Origin of the sequence: Pseudoalteromonas sp. US3C1004, from assembly GCF_048401065.1 — a bacterium.
GTDB lineage: Bacteria > Pseudomonadota > Gammaproteobacteria > Enterobacterales > Alteromonadaceae > Pseudoalteromonas > Pseudoalteromonas undina.
Genome location: NZ_CP183074.1, coordinates 759,856 through 780,752 on the forward strand (window position 1 = coordinate 759,856; position 20,897 = coordinate 780,752).

Genomic DNA, 20,897 nt, shown 5'->3' on the forward strand with positions numbered 1-20,897 from the left:
ATAAAAGCGCCTAAACTGCAGGCGCTTTGCATTATTGAATTTTATTGGTTAACCACGCTTTTAAGCGGATTAACTGGCTGTGCGTTGTCGTCTAGGATGTTCATATCGAAGTCGAACTCATCAACACGAATCGCTTTTTCACGCTTTTTATTGTAATCACTTAACTGAACAAATTCAGCGTCGTTAATTACTTTTGCAGCAAGTGCATTTTCAAGTGTGATTGAAAAACGCGTACCCGGCTTGAAGGTTTTAGCACGTAGCGCTTTTTTCACTTTTGCTAACAGCTCTAATGATGCCATTTTAGCTTTGTAAGCTTGTTCGTTGATGTGATGACCATCACCTTCAATTGGCTTAACTAAATGCGTGATTTGCGCTTTAAATGCCGTATCAAGCTGAGCTTGTTTTGCTAGTTCACGGATTAAATCATCGCTGATTTTTGGCATTTTAGTTGAGTAGTTCATAGTAATGAAACGAATGAACTTACGAGTACCACTTGCAGGGAAGTTATCTAAGAACTTGTGCAATGCTTCTTCTGCACTTTGTAGTGCAAAACGAGTCGCATAATGGAAGTAAGGAGCCGCTTGCTCACGCTCGCTGCTTGCTACTTTTTGCTCGTAATACTTAATAGATGCCATAGCTGCATACAAGAAGCTCATTACATCGCCTAAACGTGCTGAAAGCATTTCAGCTTGCTTTAATTTACCGCCAAGTACTAGTAACGAGAAGTCAGCATATACAGCTAATTTAGCTGATAGTTTTTGCACTGCTTTTTCGTAGTCACGTACTTCTGGTAATGCTGAGTTTGCACTCGCGGTAAACGGTAGCACACCTAAGCGGAATGCACGTAAGCTGTTTGCTGTGCTGTAACCAATTGTTTTACGTAAAATACCGTTAAATTCTGCATCTGCGTTTTTGTCATCGCTGTGGATAGACTCAACCATAGATTGTAAGTATGGGTGACAACGCATAACACCTTGACCAAAGATCATCAGGTTACGAGTAAGAATGTTCGCGCCCTCTACCGTAATGGCAATTGGCTGCGCCACATAACCGCTAGCAAGTGTGTTTTGAGGACCATTCTGAATTGCTTTACCCGCTTGAATATCCATTGCTGAGTCAAGTACATCACGACCAAGCTCTGTCATATGGTATTTAGCGATTGCAGTCACTACCGATGGTTTTAAGCCCATGCCTAAACCTTCAGTTGTTAATACTCGCATTGCTTCTTGTAGGTATGTTTTACCTGCAATGTCAGCTAGCTTTTCTTGAATACCTTCAAATTGACCAATTGATAAACCAAACTGTTCACGCACTGCTGCGTACTCAGAAGCTGATTTAAATGCAACTTGTGCTGTACTTACACCCAATGCTGGTAATGAAATACCACGACCTGCGCCTAAACAGCTAACTAGCATTTGCCAACCGCGACCGATGTTTTTCTGACCACCAATAATAAAGTCCATTGGTACAAATACTTTGTTACCACGTGTAGTACCGTTGTAAAAACGGATACCCATAGGATCATGACGGTTACCAAGTTCTACACCAGGATGCTCTTTTGGAATAAGGGCACAAGTAATACCTAGGTTTTCTTTGCCACCTAGTAGACCATCTGGATCAACTACTTTAAACGCTAAACCAAGTACAGTAGCAATTGGTGCGAGTGTAATGTAGCGCTTGTCCCATGTAATTTCTAGGCCAAGTACTTCTTCACCGTTGTACATGCCTTTAGTTACGGTACCTACATCAGGAATACCGCCTGCATCAGAGCCTGCTTCTGGGCTGGTTAATGCAAAACATGGAATGTCTGTACCATTTGCTAAACGTGGTAAGTAATGTGCTTGTTGCTCATCTGTACCGAAGTGAAGTAGTAACTCACCCGGGCCTAACGAGTTTGGTACCATTACAGTTACCGCAACCGCTGAGCTTTTCGTTGCGATAGTACCTACAATTGTTGAGTTAGCGTATGGGCTGAACTCTAAACCGCCAAACGATTTAGGGATAATCAGCGAGAAGAAACGCTCTTTTTTCAAAAACTCTAAAATGTCGTTTGGTAAATGAATACCATTTTGAATGACTGAATCATCAATCATGCCTAGTAGTTCTTGTACTGGACCGTCTAGAAACGCTTGTTCGTCTGCGGTTAATTTTGCCGCAGGTACATCGCGTAGCGCGCTAAAATCTGGTTTACCTTGGTAGATAGACCCTTCTAGCCATACATCGCCAGCGTCTAGCGCTTCTTGCTCAGTAACTGAAATACTTGGTAATACTTTTTTTAATTTTGTACGTAAACTCATAACGAACTCATCCGACCAGATAAATAATACCTACATTACGTCATAAAAATCGGTTTAGATCAATTACTCTATTCAATTAATTAACAGTTTTTGCAATTTATTTTCTTTACCTGAACGTAAACTGTTGAAATAAAAAGGCTTACAACTGTACGCTGAATTATTATTTTTTTTGTAAAAAATTTAATAATTCAGACTTATATCGCCGTAAATACAGATTTGGTAATAAAGTAGAAACAAAAAAGCGCAGCCTAAAATTAGGCTGCGCTTTTTAAATATGGGAATGTGAGTAAACCTAGCTTATTTTAACCACTTGTTTACCTGTAAAACCACCTGTAAGCTGTTTATTTAATGCGCTAGAAACAGCCTTTGCGTTAAAATCAACAGCTAATACTTCTGGAGGAATTATTTCGCCATTAGAGACCGTTTCAAGCAACAAATTACCCATAAAACTCATGCGCTGCTGCGCGCATAGGCTATTGGCTAACCACGCGCCACCTAAGGATACAATACTAATATTGGGTGCTCTACGGTACATTAGCTGCTGTTCAAAATTAGGCAGTGGGTTTAAACAAGCAATACGACCGCAAAAACGCATTAGTTCGATATTTTGAATGGTCGATTCCCCACCCATAATATCAATAACGGCATCAAATCCTTGTGGGCCAAGCTCTCGGCGAATTTTGTCACATAAGGTTTTGTCGTTGTAATCAAAGACTACATCAGCCCCTAGCTGCTTAACCAATTTGTGGTTACGCTTGGAGGCGGTTGTAAATACATCGGCACCACGCTGCTTTGCAAATTGAATAGCAAATTGACCTACAGCACCTGCCCCGCCTTCAACAAAGAGGGTATCGCCCTCAGTTACGGCTAATTTATCTAAGCTGATAAGCGCTGCCATTCCGGCGCAGGGCAAAGTAGCAGCCTTATCACTGGCTAATTGCTGCGGAATGATAGACACTGCATAATTAGGCACTTTTGCGTATTCGCTCAATATCCCTTGCTCACCAATACTGGCGTGCCACATTACACGCTCACCCACGCCAGGAAATACGCCTTTACCCGCTTTAACCACTACACCCACTGCATCCAAGCCTAAAACATGCGGATACTGCCATAAACAAAAGCCAGATTTAGCAAATTGCGCATCCACCGGATTTAAACCAACATACTCCACTTTTACTAACAGCTCATTACCTGTGCATTGAGGCACAGGTAATTGAATATCCGTTAAGTTAATATCCTCACTAGGCTCTATTAAGGCAATAGCCTGCATAGATGAAGGAATAGTATCTGGGTTTGTAACTACAGTATTAGGCATCAAAAACTCTACTAGTTAGTATTACTTAACGCGTAACTCCATCGTCCATTAAATGACTGGTAAGCATTTACCTTAGCCAGTAACGATGAAATAGTTGAATCAACGGCATTTTCTTGTGCTATTAAAACATCCTGACGTGCATCTAACAACTCTAAGTAAGGAATTTGCCCTTCTTCATACATTGCTTGTGCTTGTAAAAATGCATTATTAGCAAACTGATACCGCTGCTCAGCAAAACGCGATTGCTGTGCTTGATTGACCAAGTATTGCAATGAAAGTTCACTCTCGTTAATCGCTTTTAACACCACTTGTTGATAGTCAGTATAAGCAGCTTGACTTAAAAACTGCTGCGCATCACGCTGAGCCAACAACGCAGGATAACTCAATAAAGACCATTGTACTTGTGTTGCAACTTGCCACTGCTGCTGGGTGTCGCTAAAACCATTACTGCCCAAACTTAGTACGCCTGCAAAACCACTTAAGCTGATATCGGGTAATAGAGCTTTACTGGCTGCCACACTTAAACTATTTGCTTGGCTAAAGTCATATAATGCTCGGCTAATATCGGGCCGCAGTGCAATCGCTTGATTTGGCTTTGCTAGTGACACTTGAAATGCCTTGCTCAATACAGCACGTTCATCTTTAATACTCAGTGATTGCGTTGGTTGTGCACTTAATACCGCCAGCGTAGATAAGTCACGAAACTTAGCATATTCAATCGCCGGAATGAGCGCTTGTTGCTGCCTAAGTTGCGCCATGGTGCGGTTTAAATCAAGCTCATTTGCCACACCTTCATCTACTTGCGCCTGCAGCACTTGAATGCTTTGTTCAAGTGCTTCTATTTGCATTTCAATAATTTGTTGCTTTTGCAGGTTGCCCTGATAGCTGGCAAACCCTTTAACCACAGATGACACAACTTCAATTTGTAATAGCCTAACTTGCTCTGCTTGGCTCATAGCTTGTGAATTTGCGGCATCAACGAGTGCAGTTATTCGACCAAATAAGTCGAACTGCCAGTCAAGTGCAACATTTGCACTTGACTGTCGGTTATTGGTATCGCCTAGTCCACTTCGTTTAGCTCCAACCTCAACACCGCCTTGCGGTAAGTATTGTGCTTGTTGTTCACCAATACGTGCCAACGCACTTTTAAGCACTAACTGACTCGTTTGTAAGTCGTAGTTATTAGCTAATGCGTTACTAACAAGCTGGTTTAATTGCGCTGAACCTAACTTGTACCACCAGTTTTGCTCATCTTCACCAACATACTGTTCTGCCGATATTGCTTGGGCAACAAACTCGTTTACTTGTTGTTGCTCAGCTGCTGTATCTATTTTGCTCGCACAGCCAGATAACACTGCAATCGCTAACACTGAGCCTAAAAATGCCGGCATTTTAAATTTGTTTAAATGTAATTTAGTCATTTGAAGACTCCTCAGCGCGCTGCTTTTTTACCACCAGCATGTAAAACACTGGCGTAAATAATAGCCCAAATACAGTCACACCAATCATACCTGAGAATACTGCGTTACCCATTGCATGACGCATTTCAGCACCGGCACCGGTTGCTAACACTAACGGAATAACACCCGCGGTAAAGGCAATTGAGGTCATTAAAATAGGACGTAAACGCATACGGCACGCTGCCAACATAGCCTCAAGGTGCGATAATCCAGTGTCGTGTTTATCTTTGGCAAATTCCACCATTAAAATGGCGTTTTTAGAGGCCAGTGCCACCAGTACAATTAACGCTATTTGGGTAAATATATTGTTGTCTGAGCCTACAAACCACACCCCTAATAACGCAGAGAATATAGTCATAGGTACAATTAAAATAATGGCCAATGGTAAACGTAGGCTTTCATACTGTGCAGCCAGTACCATAAACACAAGCAATACCACCAGTGGGAACACGTACACCATAGTATTGCCGGCAAGTACTTGCTGATACGTTACCTCAGTCCACTCATATTCAATACCAGTAGGTAGCGTTTTCGCCAATACATTTTCAATCGCTGTTTGCGCTTGGTCTGAGCTGTAGCCTGGCGCTGGGCTGCCGTTAAGTTCAGCACTTGGGTAACCGTTGTAGTGCATAACACGATCAGGGCCTATAGTTGGCGTTACCGTAAGCACTGAGCCTAGTGGCACCATATTACCTGCACGATTACGTACTTTTAGGTTTAGTATTTGCTCTGGGTCTACCCTAAATTCAGCATCTGCTTGAGCATTTACTTGGTAGGTACGACCAAACATATTAAAGTCGTTTACATACACTGAGCCTAAATAAATCTGCAATGAGTTAAATACTTCATCAAGCGCAATACCTTGGATAAGTGCTTGCTCGCGGTCAATATCAATATCCATTTGCGGCACTTGAATTCTAAAGCTTGAATACAGCCCCATTAACGCCGGATCTTTTTGCGCCGCGGCAATCACTGATTGCAAGCTATTAAATAATGCTTCAAAGCCTTTGTTAGCTCTATCTTCAATTTGCAGTTTAAAGCCACCGGTGGTGCCTAAGCCTTGAATGGGCGGTGGTGGAAATACAGCCACAAACGCTTCATCAATAGCTGCAAAACGCTGGTTTAGTTGCGCTGCAATAGCCGAAGCCGACATACTCGGATCGGTACGCTCTGCAAAAGGCGCCAATGGTGTAAACACAATGCCGCTGTTAGGGCTATTAGTAAAACCATTTACAGATAGACCAGGGAACGCCACGGTGTTTGCAACACCAGGAACCTCGAGCGCTATTTGCTGCATTTGTTTTACTACCGCTTCAGTTCTGTCTAAGCTTGCTGCATCTGGTAGCTGCGCAATGGCAACTAAGTATTGCTTATCTTGCTGTGGTATAAAGCCACCAGGTACTGCGTCAAACAGCTTAATCGTACCGCCAACTAAAGCAACATAGGCAACCATTACCACCACGCTCATACGAATAAGCTTTTGTACTAGCTTTTCATACCCTGTTGCACCACGGTTAAACAGTCGATTAAATGGCTTGAATAACCAGCGACCAAATAACTTATCTAATAAGCGGGTAAACGCATCTGGTTTTGCGTCGTGCGATTTTAACAATAAGGCTGCTAGCGCCGGTGACAATGTCAGTGAGTTAAACGCTGAAATAACTGTTGAAATAGTTATGGTTAAAGCAAATTGCTTATAAAACTGTCCAGAAAGTCCAGTAATAAAGGCCGTTGGAATAAATACCGCACACAATACCAATGCAATCGCAATAATTGGGCCGGTTACCTCTGTCATTGCAACGCGTGTTGCTTCAAGCGGCGATAAGCCGTTTTCTATATTTCGTTCAACATTTTCGACCACTACAATCGCATCATCAACCACAATACCTATAGCCAGTACTAAACCAAATAGCGATAAGGTATTAATAGAAACACCAAGCCATTGCATTACAGCAAAGGTACCAATGAGTGAAACTGGCACAGCTATAAGCGGAATAATAGATGCGCGCCACGTTTGTAAAAATACAATAACTACAATAACAACCAATGCGATTGCTTCAAGCAATGTCGCTATTACCGCATCAATAGAGCCACGAACAAACACAGTTGGATCATAAACAATGTCGTATTCAACACCTTCAGGAAAATCTTTCGATAAACGTGCCATGGTTTCACGGACCTGATCTGAAAGCTCAATTGCATTTGAACCCGGGCGTTGAAATATTGGCATTGCCAATGCGGGTTGATTATCAAGTTCAGCACGCAGTGAGTACGAGTCTTGGCCTAAGTCAACACGCGCTACATCTGACAAACGCGTAAGTTGCCCTTGCTCACCTACTTTAATAATGACCTGCTTAAATTCTTCAATGCTATTTAGGCGGCCTTTCACGTTTAATAAAATTTGAAATTGGCTATCGTTAGAGATTGGTTGAGCACCTAAGCTACCCGCTGCAACTTGCTGATTTTGCGAGCGCAAAGCAGCCACAACATCGGTTGCTGTAAGCTCACGTGCTGCTAATGCATCTGGATTTAACCACACACGCATAGCATATTTACCACCACCAAATAACTGAATATCACCCACGCCAGGTAAACGAGCTATTTCATCTTTAATGTTTAAATCGGCATAATTTGATAAATACGCCGTATCATGGCTATTCTGGGGTGAATATAAATGCACCACCATGGTTAAATCGGGTGATGACTTTTCAGCAACTACCCCTAAACGCTGTACCTCTTGTGGTAACCTCGGTAATGCACTATTTACTCGGTTTTGCACCTGTACTTGAGCACGGTCTAAATCCGTCCCTAAGGCAAATGTTACGGTTAAAGTCATGCGCCCGTCACTGGTCGCTTGTGAAAACATATATAGCATGTTTTCAGTACCGTTTATTTCTTGTTCAAGCGGTGTTGCCACTGTTTGTGCAATAACCGTTGGGTTTGCGCCCGGGTAACTGGCTGTCACTACCACTGTGGGTGGCACAACTTCTGGGTATTCACTGACTGGCAGCTGAAATAAAGAAATGCCACCTGCAATCAAAATAATCAGCGACAGCATGGCCGCAAAAATCGGTCGCTGGATAAAAAAGTGTGAAAATTTCATTTAATAACCTTATTGCTTAGCAACTAAATCGGCAGGGTTAGCAGTGAGTGTAAATGCCACACCTTGGGTATTAATTGTCACTTTATTTGGTGATATTGGCATGCCAGGTCCTACGCGAGCTGGCCCATTCACGGCAATCACATCACCTTGTTTAAGGCCAGAGGTAATGGCACGTAATGCGCCATAGCGCTCACCTACAGTAACCAATTTATATTGCAGTACATTATTTTCGCCCACAGTAAGAACAAAACGATTTTTTAAATCAGTACCAATAGCTCTATCTGGAATAATGACGGTTTCGCGTATTGCATTGGCAGCCAATTTAATCCGTGCAAAAGAGCCTGAGCGTAGCTCGTTACTACGATCTTCAAATACCGCTCGTACACGTAATGTGCCAGTAGAAGCATTAATTTGGTTATCTATAAAGTTGATGTGGCCGTTGTAATTAAAATCACTCTGCCCTACTTTTTGCATAACGACAGGTTGCTTGCTTGATGCAGTAACATCATCAAATGCATTGTTCCAAGTGCGTTCATCGACATCAAAGTAAGCATACATTTTGTCATTTGAAACAATTGAAGTGAGCACGCTTTGCCCGGCAAGGACGTTGTTACCTTTAGTGATGTTTGCGCGAGAGATAATTCCATCAATAGGTGAAACCACAGAGGTAAACTCTAAGTCAAGCTCAGCGGCTTTAAGCTGCGCTTTAAGTGCGGCAAGTTGTGCTTCACGCTGACGTAACGTTGAAGTACGTGCTTGCGCTTGCTCTGTAGAAATGGCTTTACGCTCAGTTAGACGCACTGCACGTGATGCCTCGCTTTTTGCTTGCTCAAGAGCCGCTTGTGCACTTTTAACCTGAGCTTGTAAACTAGCTACCGTGGCTGCAAATGAACGATCATCAAGGCGAAATAACACATCACCTTGTTTAACAGCATCCCCTTCTTTAAATTCAATTTGCTCAATAATGCCTGATACGCGCGGCATTAATGCCACTTTTTGCGGTGACTCTAAGCGCGTTGTATAGGTATGCCAACTTTGCACAGGCTTAACCAGGACTTGGGCTACATCAATAGCTTGGTATTGTTGTGCGGGTGCTGATTGCGCTGTGCTTTCCTCAGCACAACCGGTCAGAGTAATTAATGCAACAGATAAGGCTGTAGCAACTAAGTGTTTGTTCATAACGACGCTCCTGTTAATTAGGCGATACATAATACGGAACATACTTGTTGACAAAAACAATAGATTTTTAAATTCATTAGTGCCAAAATGGCATCAAAGTGACACAATGGTGCAATAATGGATACAACAAGCCGACTCTTAATGCTGCTTGAAGTGGTTGAGCAGGGATCATTTGCTAAAGCTGCTGAAATACGCAACATTGATCGTTCCGTGATCTCTAAACAAATTAGTCGTTTAGAAGATGAGCTTGGCGTGAGGCTATTAAATCGAACCACCCGTTCGTTTTCACTTACCGCAGCAGGCGCTGAAATGATAAAAAAAGCGGACGAGTTGCGAAGCCTACTCGGCGATACCCTGCGTATGGCAGAGAATTATCACTTAGAACCTCGTGGCGTATTAAAAATTACCTCATCGACTTTAATTGGTCGGCGTTATTTACAACCAGTGATCAATGATTTCCAAAAGCGCTTTCCGCAAGTGGAAGTAGAACTTCGTTTAGATGATCGGCTTGTCGATATTGTCTCAGAAGGATTTGATTTAGCATTTAGAGTGGGTGAGCCAAAAGACTCCTCTTTGATTGCTCGAAAGATTGCGCGTAATCGTTTATTACTTTTAGCTTCCCCTGCATTTATCGAAACCTATGGAATGCCGAAAAACATAACTGATTTAGCACAATTACCCGCCGCTAGTTACGCAAGTAGTTCACTGCGAGTTGATGGAGTAAGTTACTACAACCACCTGGGTGAACAATGCGAACAAAAAATTAAAAGTGTATTTAGAGCCAATGATGCTGAAGCACTGTTAATGAAAACACTCTCTGGAACCACTTACGTTTTAGCTCCCGCGTTTATATTGGATAAAGAAGTGATTGATGGACAACTGGTGCCTTTATTAACGGATCTAAAATTAATGGAACACAGTGCCATGTATGCAGTATACCCACATCGTGATTTACCGGTAAGAACCCGGTTATTTTTTGATGCTGTACGTGAATATATTGGTAAAGAAAAACCGATTTGGGAAAACAGTATTCCTGATTTTGAACAAATGTATTAAGCCGCACTAAACTTAACCATGCACTAAAATATCAGTACAGACCTCGTTGCGGCCAGTTTCTTTGGCTTTATAAAGTTGTTTATCAGCCAAGTCTATTAGTTCACTAAGGCTTTGTTGCTGGTATTGAACAACGCCTATACTAGCGGTTAACTTAATGGTTTCACCATTGGCAATGATGTGCTTATTTTGTATTGCGAGTCTTAACTTTTCTGCCATTGCTAAGGCTGCTTGCGGGCTACCAAAGTTGCTCATTAGTGAAAACTCTTCACCTCCCACTCTAAATACATACCCTTTAGCAAAAGTGACACGCAATAATGTTGCTAGCTCAACCAACACTTTATCGCCCACCTCGTGCCCATACTGATCATTAATTTGTTTAAAGTAGTCTAAATCGAGTAAAAATAAGTAAAGTTGAGATTTATCTCTGAGCTCTACTTCAAAATAGTGGTTCATTGATAAACGATTACCAGCACCGGTTAGGGGATCAAGTAACGCTAAATTTTTTAAACGTTTCGAAAAATCAGCTCTATTACCTTCAAAAACATGAGATATGGCCCATATGCTTATGTATACGAATAATAAGTTAAGTCCTATGTTAAAAGCTGAAAACGATGAATGTGGCAGTTTTTGAGATAACACCATCAACTGCAAAAAAAGTAATGCCGAAGACAAAATTAACCCATAACGCCTACCAAGTAGTAAGTAATAAAGAATAGGCAAAATAAATGTCCATAAAAACAGACCGTTTTTAAGGGGGGCTAAGTAAGTGCCGCACAACACAATTAAAGAGATGGCTAAACACATGATAATGGCATGCCAGCGCTTAGGGTAGTGTTTTTGTGAGTGCTTAAAAATATACAAGCATAATAAGGAAAAGCCGACTTCGAGACCACCAACAAGGTGTAAATTATTTACTGATAAATTAAAAACGGCAAACACCAACGACAAAAAACCAAAGCAAATACACATCCATTTAAGAACGTGCTTGCGTAGCGTTTTTGTACTATTAAGAGCAGCTATATCCATGGATAACTTAAAATATTTTTGATGGCTTATAATACCCCTGAAATGCAAAAATCACAATTTTCAGCTAAATAAGCCAGTGAAAACAAGTAAAAAGAACTAGAAAACAACCTCAATCTGTAAGCAAGTCATTAACAGTACCCACTAAATCTGCAAATTCTTCATCAACATGCGCTAACTGTTTAACGCTCAGCGTTTTATTTAACTTGAGTAGTAAATGCGCATAAGCTTTTAAATTTTGTTCATTTTGCTCAAGCAGCTCATTACTCATATATTGCTCACGCTCAGTGATAATGGTGTGTAATTGCTGGGTAAACTCTGCCTCGCTAAGTGTTTGCTGGCTAAAAAGGGTTTCAAGTGCGGCTAAACGAGTTAGTTTATAGTCGTACCATAAATCACTGGTAGGGGTATGATCACTATTGGCTTGTGATATGAGCGTTTGCTGCTCAGAAGTGAGTTTGCCAAGCCACTGCTTGTAGTAATCTAGTTGTCTCTCTAAGCGTTGCTGTTGGTGCTCCTCTTTAGTTAATGAAGCGTGCTCTTGGATTTCGTCATTAATTTGCTCGCGAATATTTTCTACCATTTCACTTCGCTGTGATGGGGTTAAGGTCAGCGCTAACTCAATTAAAGGGTCACTAGTATGCAACAGCAAGTTTCGCCAATGCTGCTTCACTTGGGTTATTTTATCCATCAACTGCGCAGTATCGGCTTCATTGTTTAGCAATTGTCTTAGGTCGAGTAAATCGGCTTTATATTTTGGTAATTCAACTTCACGATGCCAATCTCGGGTGTCGTTAATAATCGCTTTTAACTGCTTAGATTGGCTTTTATTAAGATCAACGTAATCATCTATCCAAAATGACGATAACCAACCTAGGTTGTTATAGGCAAATGTCGTTGAACAGCTGGTAATAAATAACAAACTGGTTATAAAAATAATTTTGCCTAGTTTTATATTTTTTAAATTATTTAACATGAAAAGACCCCGTTGTATGATGCTTTGGTTGCCAAAAATCATCATAAGTAATTATGTAAGCTACTGCTTGCTTTTATTTTTTTCATTTTTCTATAGAATCGCAAGCTAACGCAATTTATATCATAGCTATGTGCTTAAGTTTAGAATTTTTGAGCTATAGTTAAAGCTACTTGTTAATACGTTTGTATATCTAATTTATAAACGTTGGCGTTATTGATTTAGCTCATAATTTATTAGCTACTCGAGTAAGAAGTAAATGATTAATCGTTATGATGCTTACCAACAACGATAACTAATTTGGAGACATGCATATGTCACAGTCTAATTTAAAAGCAATGTTCTTTGCGGGCATTATACTTGCTACACCTTATGCTTATGCAGGGCTTGAGGAAGGCATAATAGCTGCAAACGCAGGGCAATTTGAGGAAGCACTAAAAGAGTTTAATTACCTTGCAGACAAAGGCTATGCCCCAGGTATTTACGAACTAGGTAAGTTGTACGAGGGCGGACATGGAGTTACTCGCGACTACTACAAAGCTGCAGAGCTTTATCAACAAGCAGTTAAAAAGAATCATGTAGATTCGATGTTTGCACTTGCAGTATTGTATGACGAAGGCAATGGCGTAAAGTTAGACAAACAAATGGCTATTAGCTTATTTGAGAAAGCAGCCAATAAAAACCTTCCTGCTGCACAGTATAATTTAGGGGTAATGTACGCCAACGGCGATGGCGTGAGCCAAGATTATAAAGCCGCCAGAACATGGTATGAAAAAGCCGCCGCAAATAATTACACTCTTGCACAATTTAATTTAGCACTGATGTATTTCGAAGGCTTAGGAATGCCAAAAAACCTTGAAATGTCGTATGTGTGGAATACCATTGCTGAGTATAACGGTAATATGCAAGCTAGTCACAGTCGTAAACTTGATGAACGCACTATGCTCCCTAAGGAAGTCGCTGAAGCTAAAGAAAAAGCCGATGCTATTTATAATAAAATTTTAGCGGGTACTTATGCGGGTGAAGGGCGAATGTTTTAAGCCAAAAGAATAACTAAAAAAGCTGAATGAAGTGATTCATTCAGCTTTTTTATTTTAAGTACTACAGGCTATTTTACATAAAGCCACTTTAGCACTTTGATCAGTAATTTATTTTGTTTAAGTAATAAACCTATACGCGGATTAAACGAGCCTGATACTAAGGTATTTTTTGCATGGCTAAAGGTTAAAAAGCCTTCTTTAGCATGATAATGCCCCATTCCTGAATGGCCCACCCCGCCAAATGGTACATCATCGGCAGCTACTTGTATTAATGTATCGTTAACGGCAACGGTTCCGCTAAGTGTTTGCTTAATAATGTACTGTTGCACTTGCTTGTCTTGGCCCAAAATATAAACCGCTAATGGATGATGGCGTAGTCGAATATAATTAAGCGCATCATCTAATTTGTCATAACTCATAATCGGTAAAATAGGCCCAAATAACTCTTCTTGCATTAATTGCATCTCGTCGGTGACATGCGTCACAATATGCAGACCCATCCTGTGTTTTTCAGCGTCTTGTTGATTTTGCTCAAGTGGCTTTGTTATTTTAGCGCCTTGTTGCTGTGCTTGTTCTAAATAACCTAGCAGACGTTGATAATGAGCTGGACTAATAATAGAGGTCAGGTTTTTCCCTTCAACACCTTGCTTAAAGTGCTTTTTATAAAGTGTGCACAAAGCTTTAATAAACTGATGTTCTAGTGCTTTAGGAACAAATACGTAGTCAGGAGCCACACATATTTGCCCTGCATTGGCCATTTTGCCAAATAATAGAGCACGAGCGGCTTTATTTACGTCTGCTTTTTCTAACACAATGACTGGCGATTTTCCGCCTAGTTCTAAAGTGACTGGTGTTAAATTTTTACTCGCTGCGCCCATGACCAACTTACCGACCGCTGTTGAGCCAGTAAATAATAAATGTGCAAAGGGTAATGATGAAAACTCACTCGCCACCTCGCTGCCACCTTGAATAATGGTGCAGTGTTGGCTTAATTCACCTATAAATATTTTTTCAAGAACCGCATTGGTATTAGGCGTAAATTCACTGAGCTTTAGCATAACCCTGTTGCCCGCTGCAATCGCGGTGATGACCGGTACCAATGCCAATTGAATAGGATAGTTCCACGGTGCAATCACACCCACCACGCCAATAGGCTGATAGGTTACACTTACTTTTGAGGGCCATAAGCTTAACCCCGCGCTGCGATGACTAGGCTTAGACCAGCGAGGTAACTTTTTAATAATATGTGCAAGCCCCTGCATGGTGGGCAAAATATCACCTACTAAGGTATCAAAGGCCGTTCGGTAACCAAAATCTTTAGATACTGCAGCAATTAAGTCTTGCTCTAGCGTTACAATGTTAGCGCGTACTTGCTTAAGTAAAGCAAGGCGTTGCTCAATGGGTAAGTAAGGGGTGTCTTCAAAAGAGTGCTTTAGTTCATTAAATTGTGAACGCAAAGTCCCTGTAGATAATGTATCAGTGGTCAAAATAGGCTACTCGATTTATAACGTTTTCAAGACTATAACCTTGATCTGTTACACGAGCAATAAAGAGTGATTTTGCAACATAATGAAAAGCGTTGCAAAAACACTCATAAGGTTGGTTGGAACTCATACCGATGCACTGCTTTTGTGTGCATCGGTTATCTGTTTTGTTAGCTAATTAGAGGGAAGCTATTAAAAGCCAAAAACCTGAGCTGCTATGGTCATTGTTACTAAGGTAATTAAAACAATAGCGACAATATTTAACACAAAGCCAGCACGGATCATGTCTTTCATTTTAATTTCACCCGAGCCAAACACAATCGCATTGGGTGGTGTGGCTACTGGCATCATAAACGCACAACTACACGCAATCGCAGCTGGAATAACCCACACTAACGGGCTGCCAGTTATTGACTCAGCAACAGGCCCCAGCAATGGTAAAAAGCCTGCGGCTGTTGCCGTATTACTGGTAATTTCCGTTAAGAAAGTAATAAGTGCCACCACCACAAGAATGCTCATAACTAAAGGAATTGCACTGGCCCCCTCAATCATGTTGGCAATGTAGACAGCTAATCCAGATGATTTAATTTGCGAGGCTAGCGTCAAGCCCCCCCCAAATAAAAGCAACACACCCCAAGGTACTTTAGCTGCACTTTCCCAATCTAAAATTCGCTCATCACTGCCTTTATTTGCAGGAAGTACAAATAATAATAATGCCGCTGCAATTGCAATACCCGTATCTGAAATTTTAAGGCCGGTCACATCGCCTAGTAATGGTCTGAATATCCAACAAACAGCCGCAAACGCAAATACAAACAACACGCCCTTTTCAGCACGTTGCATTTCACCTAATTCTTTTAGCTGAGAAGAAAATACCGCTTTAGTGTCAATTCGCTTGTTTGCTTGTACATTCGCATCAACTTTGTAGGTAAACTTAGTTAGCCAAATCCAACTGATGATTAACATGCCAAGTGCTAAGGGCACACCAACTATCATCCACTGGGCAAAGCCAATTTCAATCTGGTAGCTATCTGATAGGTATGCAGCCATTAATGCATTCGGTGGAGTACCAATTAAAGTAGCAATACCACCAATACTCGCACCATAAGCAATAGATAGTAAAAGTGCTTTACCAAACCCCTCATTACTAGGATCTGAGCTTTTAACTAAATGAGTGATAGATAAGGCAATAGGCAACATCATTACTGCGGTAGCGGTATTCGACATCCACATTGATAAAAATGCAGTCACTAACATCATGGCTAAAATTTGTAAGCTTGGTTTTTTACCTGCATAAAGCATAGTTCTTAATGCAATACGCTTGTGTAATCCCCAACGCTCCATAGCAATTGAGATTAAAAAGCCGCCTAAAAATAAAAAGATCAGCGGATGCGCATAAGGAGCTGCAACACTTTTTATAGCCGCTATATCTACGATAGGTGAAATCACTAACGGAAGTAGTGCTGTAGCCGGAATAGGCACAACCTCACTTACCCACCACGATGCCATCCAAAATGCTAAGCCTGCAGTTTTAAATGCAGCTGCCGACATTCCTACTGGCGGCTCAGCTAAACAGGTCAGTAACATTACACACGGACCAAGTAATAATAACAGCCACTGTATAAACGGCTTTTTATTTGCGTTATTTTCTAAAATACGTTTTGTCATATTAACAGCCTTTAAAATTTATATTTAAGACCAAGCGCAACACTGTTATCAGCATTCTCTTCTAGGTCGAGGTCAGTATATAAAAGGTAAGCGGTAGTTTGCTTGTCAAAGATGTAGTCTACACCAGTAGTCCATTGGGTAGCGTCTGACGCTTGGCGCAATTTTGAATCATCTTTTGCAAATTGTACTTTAGGTACCCATTTGTCTAGCTTGTAGCTTGCGCTTAACACGTAACCATTCCCTGATTTAGTACCATCAATTGATTCTGAATGTTGGTATAACGCACCTAATTTTAGCTTTTCAAATTTATATACACCTACGATACGACTTGCTTTAATGTTATTAAGTGAGTCAACATGGCTTATTGAAATAGAGTAAGGTGTTTTATTTAAACTACGGTCACCATAAATCAGGGTTGCCGCAAATCCAGCTTCATTATCTTTGTTGTCATCTTTTGGCGCATAGGTAAATGAAAACTGTGCATTGTGCCAGTATTTAGAGGTATAAGTAATGGTGTCGCCTAATCGGTCTTGTCCTGCAATAACTTGTGAAATATCTGCTTGGGTTTCGTTAAAGTTATCGAGTTTACCTTCAGAGTATTTAAAGCGAGTGTCGTTTCGCCCTACGACCACTTCACCAAACGCACCTTTTAGGCCAAGGTAAGTATTACGTGCTGCAAAAGGCTCATTGGTATCGTCGTGTTCAAAACCTTTTACTTGAACCTCGTATTTAAATACGGCAGTAAAATACTCATTTAATTTATGGTCCCCTTTAATACCAATACGCGAAAAAGGGGCATCTATTTGTGTGCCTTCATCTGCGTAACGCATAATGCCAGTATCGGTGTTGGCAATTTGTACTTCGGCTTTACCATACACAGTGTAATCTGCAGCAAACGCTGTTACAGGTAGTGTGGCAGCACTGCATAACGCAGCAAGTACTGAACCTTGGAATAGATTATTTTTCATTATGTATCCTAATTATGTGATGTTACTTGTTGTCTACAACTGTAGAGCAAGAACATGACCAACTGGATAATAACAATAAATTTCAGTGACTTAAAAAATAAAACCATGATAAAAAGCTTTAAAATGTGCGGATTTCCACACACTTTAAATACCTACTATCACCATTTCCACCCACTAATCGGTAAACATATCTCGATTAAGGTTATATTTACTCATTTTATCGTAGAGGGTTTTGCGCGCGATTTGCAACGTTGCCATGGTGTCTTTAATACTGCCATGATTAAGCTCTAAGGCTTCTTCAATTAAAGACTGTTCATAAAAGCTGACCTTTTCTGCAAGGCTTAAGTCCAATGATAACGACGAGCCACTACTGCTTGAGTCACTCTGTGCAAAAGCCAGATCGGGGCCAAGTAGTACCGCTCGTTCAGCCTGGTTTCTTAATTCACGAACATTACCTGGCCAATCATGGGCAAGTAGGCGCTGTTGTAACTCAATATTAAGCGCACCTAAAGGTTTATGAAAACGAGTGGCCGCAATAGAGCTAAAGTGCTTAAACAACAAAGGAATATCGGCTTTTCTATCTCTTAACGCGGGAATGCTGACTTTAACTAAACTCAATCGATAGTATAAATCGGCTCTAAACTCACCTTTTTCTACCAACGAAAGTAAATCGACCTTAGTGGCCGCAACAATACGAATATCAAGGTCAATGGCTTTATTTGCACCAACGGGAGTAACTTTTCGCTCTTCAAGCACCCGTAGTAATTTAACTTGTAGTGACAAGGGAGTGCTTTCAATTTCATCTAAAAAAACCGTGCCGCCTTGTGCAAACTCAAACTTGCCTTTGCGATCTTGTGTTGCGCCGGTATATGCACCACTAACAGCACCAAACAATTCACTTTCTATTAGTTGCTCAGGCACCGCGCCACAGTTAATAGCCACAAACTGACAGCTTGAACGGTTACTATGATCATGTAAGTAACGGGCAACCAACTCTTTACCTGTACCAGTTTCACCTTCAATTAATACATCTGCAGGTGTATCAATCACTGTGTTGAGTAAGTTCATCATGTGCTGCATTTTAAGGGTCTCGCCTAAAATGCGCACACCGGGCGCAGAGGTCTTTTCAACCGCACGCTTCAGAGCTCTGTTTTCCATAACTAAAGCACGTTTGTCTGAGGCCCTAGCAATGCAATCTAATAAATTTTCGTTCAGGGGTTTTTCAAATAGATCATAAGCACCTAATTGCATTGCTCTAACCGCTACAGAAACATCGGCATAACCTGTTAAAAATATTACCGGAAGTTCACTGTCGAATGCTTTTACCTGCTCAATAAAAGTTAAACCATCCATGGTGGGCATATTTATATCACTGAGGACAACGCCATAAAAATTGCGACTTAAACGGCTTAAAGCAATACTCGCATCACTAAAGCACTGCACCTCATACCCTTCGAGGGTTAAAAGCTGATTTAACGAATCACGGATCATCGCCTCATCATCAATAACAACCACTTGCTTACAAACAACGGCTTCAATCATTTTTTGGGGCCTCTATGCTTGATAAACTAATAATAAACTGTGCACCGCCTTGAGGACGATTGTGCGCCGTTAAGTAACCATTAAATGAATCAATAATTTGCTTTGATATTGATAAGCCCAGCCCTAAACCATTACTTGACTTGGTACTGTAAAAGGGTTCAAAAATAGATCCCAGCACATGGTGTTCAATACCTGGACCACTATCTAAAATAGAAAGCTTAACGCGCTCCTCAAAACACTCAACATCGAAACTAAGCTCTCGTTTAGGCTCACCTTTCATTGCTTGTGACGCATTGGTGATCACATTAACCAGTACTTGTTCAAATTTTAATGCATCAACCCACACGGTGATCTCTTGCGAAAACTGCGGAGCACTGACGTTAACATCGTCTTGTTTAAGTTGCGGGTGGGTGATCATCAACGCATTGTTTAATAACGCCGACAGTGGATGTGGTCGCAATTGCATTGTCGCCGGCTTACTAAAGTGTTTAAGCTGCGCCACTATTTTATGCACCCGCTCTACTAAATTCTCAATAATAATTAAATTTTCACTTAATGCATTGAGTTTCCCCTTTTTGAGGAAAATTTTAGCGCTTGCCAAATAAGTGTTCATGGCGCTCAGTGGCTGGTTAATTTCATGATTAATACCCGCACTTAGTTGCCCTATTGTGGCTAATTTTGCCGACTGTACTAGTGCTGTTTGCGCTTTTTCAAGCGCTTGGGTGCGCTCTAATACTTCAAGTTCTAAACTGTGACGCGAGTACAGTAATTTTTTATATCCGGCAAAGCGTGCCAATAAGCTATATCCGACAAAAATAAATACCCAATAAAACAACACAAGCCATAACAATCTGGGCACCTGTAATGCATTTATGCTTGAAATATCAACCAATACCGTCATCGTTGCATTTAGGTGTGTCAGTGGTCTTGAAGCGGCAACATATTGATCTTTAGCAATTTTAAATTGCTCAATGCCCTGACTTTTGTAGCGCTGCTGCTTTATTTGTAACGGTTGATGATCTAAGTAAGCACGGCGCTGTTTAATATCGCGGCGTGTAGTAATATCAAGCTCTGTAAACGTGTTTAAACGCCATGCTGGCTCATCTGACATAGCAATAATTTTATCCGCAAGCTGCAAATAAAAATGACTGCCTTTTGAAGTATTTAATAACGAACGATCGTTTTCAAATTTAGCGACATTAATTTTTAGTGCCACAACGCCAATGGCTTTGCCATCTTGGTAAATAGCCTGCGAGAAGTATATTCCGCGTTCTTTCGAGCGTTGTCCAAGAGCAAAGTAGGCGACCTTTTCTCCGGCAAAAGCTTGTTTAAAGTAAGGCCGAAATGCAAAGTTGCTCCCTAAAAACGTATAGTCGGTTTGCCAGTTGCTACTGGCAATAACGTCGCCATGAGTATCTAGTATGTATACATCTGAGGCACCGCTGGCTTGTTGAATATCAGCCAAGTAATTATTAATTGCATTGAAGTGTTGTGATTCATTATTAGTAAAACGAATCAATAAATTATTTTCGGTAAGGAGCTGAGGAATAGCTGCAAAGCGCGCGAGTTCATTATCAATATAATTATTTAATTGAATGACCTGTTGGTCAGCTTGAATTTTAGCTTGGCCTAAATCATAAGCACGGCCAAATGAAAATGTAACCACTAATAACAGCACTAACAGAATACAAGCAAAAATAATTTTTTTAGGGATGGAGAACATAAACGCCTATGACACCAAGGTGCCAATAATAAGTAATAGCCACTATTGTATCGATTTATAGGT

General features: G+C 40.9%; 14 protein-coding genes. 2 read left to right on the plus strand and 12 right to left on the minus strand.

Annotated features, from left to right (window positions below; all coding sequences use genetic code 11):
* Positions 1-41 precede the first annotated feature (41 nt).
* The 5 genes from ACNSN3_RS18760 to ACNSN3_RS18780 all read right to left on the minus strand — a co-directional run bounded on the left by ACNSN3_RS18760 (position 42) and on the right by ACNSN3_RS18780 (position 9,357).
* On the minus strand, positions 42-2,297 hold the full coding sequence (locus tag ACNSN3_RS18760) for an acyl-CoA dehydrogenase (protein ID WP_010388995.1): 2,256 nt from the start codon (positions 2,295-2,297) through the stop codon (positions 42-44).
* Between the two features lie 292 nt (positions 2,298-2,589).
* Positions 2,590-3,615 carry a zinc-binding dehydrogenase gene (locus ACNSN3_RS18765; RefSeq protein WP_418609433.1) on the minus strand — a complete coding sequence of 342 codons (1,026 nt, stop codon included), beginning with the start codon at positions 3,613-3,615 and terminating at the stop codon, positions 2,590-2,592.
* A gap of 11 nt (positions 3,616-3,626) precedes the next feature.
* Complete coding sequence (locus tag ACNSN3_RS18770) at positions 3,627-5,036, minus strand: TolC family protein (protein ID WP_418609435.1); 1,410 nt, start codon at positions 5,034-5,036, stop codon at positions 3,627-3,629.
* On the minus strand, positions 5,029-8,178 hold the full coding sequence (locus tag ACNSN3_RS18775; protein WP_054201232.1) for an efflux RND transporter permease subunit: 3,150 nt from the start codon (positions 8,176-8,178) through the stop codon (positions 5,029-5,031). Before ACNSN3_RS18775 ends, ACNSN3_RS18770 begins: the two co-directional genes overlap by 8 nt.
* Positions 8,179-8,187: 9 nt before the next feature.
* Positions 8,188-9,357, minus strand: a complete 1,170-nt coding sequence (locus tag ACNSN3_RS18780; protein WP_418609437.1) for an efflux RND transporter periplasmic adaptor subunit — start codon at positions 9,355-9,357, stop codon at positions 8,188-8,190.
* 117 nt (positions 9,358-9,474) lie between these two features.
* On the opposite strand from ACNSN3_RS18780, the gene ACNSN3_RS18785 reads away from it, so the two are divergent.
* Positions 9,475-10,413, plus strand: a complete 939-nt coding sequence (locus ACNSN3_RS18785; RefSeq protein WP_010389001.1) for a LysR family transcriptional regulator — start codon at positions 9,475-9,477, stop codon at positions 10,411-10,413.
* A 12-nt stretch (positions 10,414-10,425) separates the two neighbouring features.
* On the opposite strand, the gene ACNSN3_RS18790 is transcribed toward ACNSN3_RS18785, so the two are convergent.
* Both ACNSN3_RS18790 and ACNSN3_RS18795 read right to left on the minus strand, forming a co-directional pair.
* Positions 10,426-11,439 carry a GGDEF domain-containing protein gene (locus ACNSN3_RS18790; protein WP_418609439.1) on the minus strand — a complete coding sequence of 338 codons (1,014 nt, stop codon included), beginning with the start codon at positions 11,437-11,439 and terminating at the stop codon, positions 10,426-10,428.
* Positions 11,440-11,548: 109 nt separating this feature from the next.
* Positions 11,549-12,412: a DUF6279 family lipoprotein gene (locus ACNSN3_RS18795; protein ID WP_418609441.1), complete on the minus strand. Its 864-nt coding sequence runs from the start codon at positions 12,410-12,412 to the stop codon at positions 11,549-11,551.
* A 311-nt stretch (positions 12,413-12,723) separates the two neighbouring features.
* Here ACNSN3_RS18795 and ACNSN3_RS18800 point away from each other — a divergent pair, with 311 nt between their 5' ends.
* Complete coding sequence (locus tag ACNSN3_RS18800) at positions 12,724-13,449, plus strand: tetratricopeptide repeat protein (RefSeq protein ID WP_010389004.1); 726 nt, start codon at positions 12,724-12,726, stop codon at positions 13,447-13,449.
* Between the two features lie 68 nt (positions 13,450-13,517).
* Here the strand turns inward: ACNSN3_RS18800 and ACNSN3_RS18805 are convergent, their stop codons facing one another.
* The 5 genes from ACNSN3_RS18805 to ACNSN3_RS18825 all read right to left on the minus strand — a co-directional run bounded on the left by ACNSN3_RS18805 (position 13,518) and on the right by ACNSN3_RS18825 (position 20,834).
* Positions 13,518-14,936, minus strand: coding sequence for a coniferyl aldehyde dehydrogenase (locus ACNSN3_RS18805; protein WP_054201235.1), 1,419 nt, complete (start codon positions 14,934-14,936; stop codon positions 13,518-13,520).
* A gap of 189 nt (positions 14,937-15,125) precedes the next feature.
* Entirely contained in the window at positions 15,126-16,601 is a 1,476-nt protein-coding gene (locus ACNSN3_RS18810; RefSeq protein WP_418609443.1) for an SLC13 family permease, read from the minus strand.
* Between the two features lie 11 nt (positions 16,602-16,612).
* A complete protein-coding gene (locus tag ACNSN3_RS18815; RefSeq protein ID WP_109875244.1) occupies positions 16,613-17,569 on the minus strand; it encodes a porin in 957 nt (318 codons plus the stop codon).
* Positions 17,570-17,743: 174 nt separating this feature from the next.
* Positions 17,744-19,111 (minus strand): sigma-54-dependent transcriptional regulator, encoded by a 1,368-nt coding sequence (locus ACNSN3_RS18820; RefSeq protein ID WP_036954930.1) that lies wholly within the window; start codon positions 19,109-19,111, stop codon positions 17,744-17,746.
* Positions 19,104-20,834 carry a sensor histidine kinase gene (locus ACNSN3_RS18825; RefSeq protein WP_036954933.1) on the minus strand — a complete coding sequence of 577 codons (1,731 nt, stop codon included), beginning with the start codon at positions 20,832-20,834 and terminating at the stop codon, positions 19,104-19,106. The genes ACNSN3_RS18820 and ACNSN3_RS18825 overlap by 8 nt, the downstream gene beginning before the upstream one ends.
* Positions 20,835-20,897 lie beyond the last annotated feature (63 nt).

Bases quoted from the DNA above. Each gene is read 5' to 3' on its own strand.
- ACNSN3_RS18760 (WP_010388995.1), bottom strand. From the start codon at position 2,297: ATGAGTTTACGTACAAAATTAAAAAAAGTATTACCAAGTATTTCAGTT.
- ACNSN3_RS18765 (WP_418609433.1), bottom strand. From the start codon at position 3,615: ATGCCTAATACTGTAGTTACAAACCCAGATACTATTCCTTCATCTATG.
- ACNSN3_RS18770 (WP_418609435.1), bottom strand. From the start codon at position 5,036: ATGACTAAATTACATTTAAACAAATTTAAAATGCCGGCATTTTTAGGC.
- ACNSN3_RS18775 (WP_054201232.1), bottom strand. From the start codon at position 8,178: ATGAAATTTTCACACTTTTTTATCCAGCGACCGATTTTTGCGGCCATG.
- ACNSN3_RS18780 (WP_418609437.1), bottom strand. From the start codon at position 9,357: ATGAACAAACACTTAGTTGCTACAGCCTTATCTGTTGCATTAATTACT.
- ACNSN3_RS18785 (WP_010389001.1), top strand. From the start codon at position 9,475: ATGGATACAACAAGCCGACTCTTAATGCTGCTTGAAGTGGTTGAGCAG.
- ACNSN3_RS18790 (WP_418609439.1), bottom strand. From the start codon at position 11,439: ATGGATATAGCTGCTCTTAATAGTACAAAAACGCTACGCAAGCACGTT.
- ACNSN3_RS18795 (WP_418609441.1), bottom strand. From the start codon at position 12,412: ATGTTAAATAATTTAAAAAATATAAAACTAGGCAAAATTATTTTTATA.
- ACNSN3_RS18800 (WP_010389004.1), top strand. From the start codon at position 12,724: ATGTCACAGTCTAATTTAAAAGCAATGTTCTTTGCGGGCATTATACTT.
- ACNSN3_RS18810 (WP_418609443.1), bottom strand. From the start codon at position 16,601: ATGACAAAACGTATTTTAGAAAATAACGCAAATAAAAAGCCGTTTATA.
- ACNSN3_RS18815 (WP_109875244.1), bottom strand. From the start codon at position 17,569: ATGAAAAATAATCTATTCCAAGGTTCAGTACTTGCTGCGTTATGCAGT.
- ACNSN3_RS18820 (WP_036954930.1), bottom strand. From the start codon at position 19,111: ATGATTGAAGCCGTTGTTTGTAAGCAAGTGGTTGTTATTGATGATGAG.
- ACNSN3_RS18825 (WP_036954933.1), bottom strand. From the start codon at position 20,834: ATGTTCTCCATCCCTAAAAAAATTATTTTTGCTTGTATTCTGTTAGTG.